2 protein-coding genes are annotated in these 1,128 nt (G+C 60.2%); both read right to left on the bottom strand.

Translation table 11 applies throughout. The features are described from left to right. Positions 1–211, bottom strand: a 211-nt coding sequence (locus tag QD357_RS32435; protein ID WP_414126100.1) for a WGR domain-containing protein, incomplete at its 3' end; no start/stop codon positions are given. A gap of 202 nt (positions 212–413) precedes the next feature. Then, a complete protein-coding gene (locus QD357_RS32430; protein WP_414126101.1) occupies positions 414–857 on the bottom strand; it encodes a thermonuclease family protein in 444 nt (147 codons plus the stop codon). Between the last annotated feature and the right edge of the window lie 271 nt (positions 858–1,128).

The following is a 1,128-nucleotide window of genomic DNA, read 5'->3' as shown; positions in this document are numbered from 1 at the left end:
GGCGGAGCAGATCGAGGAACAGTCGGACCGCTTCTTCTTCCCGACCGAAATGATGGACCATGATCTGCCCTTTGCTTCCGATGCGGCCCCATTTGCGGAGCAGGCAGATATCGCCGAACAGGTTCGGTTCGATCGACATGGCATAATAGCGGGCCATGTTCTTCGAGGCATCCGAGCGTTCGACATAGAGATGGTAGGGCTGCGAGATCATGAGACCAGAATCTCCGATCTCGGGAATCGCGTCCAACGACACTTATGAATCGGTCGGCATGGATTGATTCACGTCGGTGATGATGTCGGAAAACCCGTGACAGGCTTGGGCGAGACGCMTTCGGCGCACGGCTCTACTCGCTCTCGCTCCCCGAACCCGCCGGGCGGTTTCGGCCATCCGCTGACGATCCTMTCGCGGTTCCTCAGCCGCACCATCCGTGTCTGGCACCATCCCAGCGCCTGGCGAGGCCCTCGTCAATCAAGGCACTCCCGAGCGAGCGCCCTGCCCGCGTGACTGTTCGAAGCTTGCGGCCATACTTATCTTCGTCACGCAGGCCGGCCGAAAGTGAGAACTTGCCGCCATTGAGCAGCGAGAGCAGGCGTGCTTTCGCGGCCTCGCCCTTGATCCTTTCCGCCTCGCAGCGCGGCGGGCTGAGCTCCGGTGTGTCGATATCCGCGATGCGGATTTTCTCGCCCTGGATCCAGAACGTATCGCCGTCGACGAMGCAGTTCACATKGTGATCGCCGCCGCAGAACGAAAACGCGCCAGATAGGGAATCTGATGTCGGTGTCTTGGCAACAGCAAAGACACCCGACAGGTCGCCGGACCCTCCATAGGCAAGCCATCCTGCGCCGGCGATGAGTATTGCAGAGAGGATTGCTGCCAGTGGTTTGCGCAGGCGGCGCGGTCCCGGTCGGGGTGACTTTTGTTGCCGGCGTTCTCGATCGTTMCTTCTGTMGGGCTTGCCCGGCTTTCTGAACCATATCACATTCGATTTMGCCACCCTCGGTMCTCTCCTGTTCGCCTCAATCTATCTCGCCATCTGTTTCATCTGCGTTTACGTGCAAGGGCGCTTCAGACAGTGTGGAGGAGCGGGGAGCAGTCGGTCCCGCCTCCCCTTCGGGCCACTATGTTGA

The organism is Rhizobium sp. BR 317 (assembly GCF_047445835.1).
GTDB classification, from domain to species: domain Bacteria; phylum Pseudomonadota; class Alphaproteobacteria; order Rhizobiales; family Rhizobiaceae; genus Rhizobium; species Rhizobium paranaense.
This window is presented reverse-complemented; position numbering and strand designations above follow the sequence as displayed.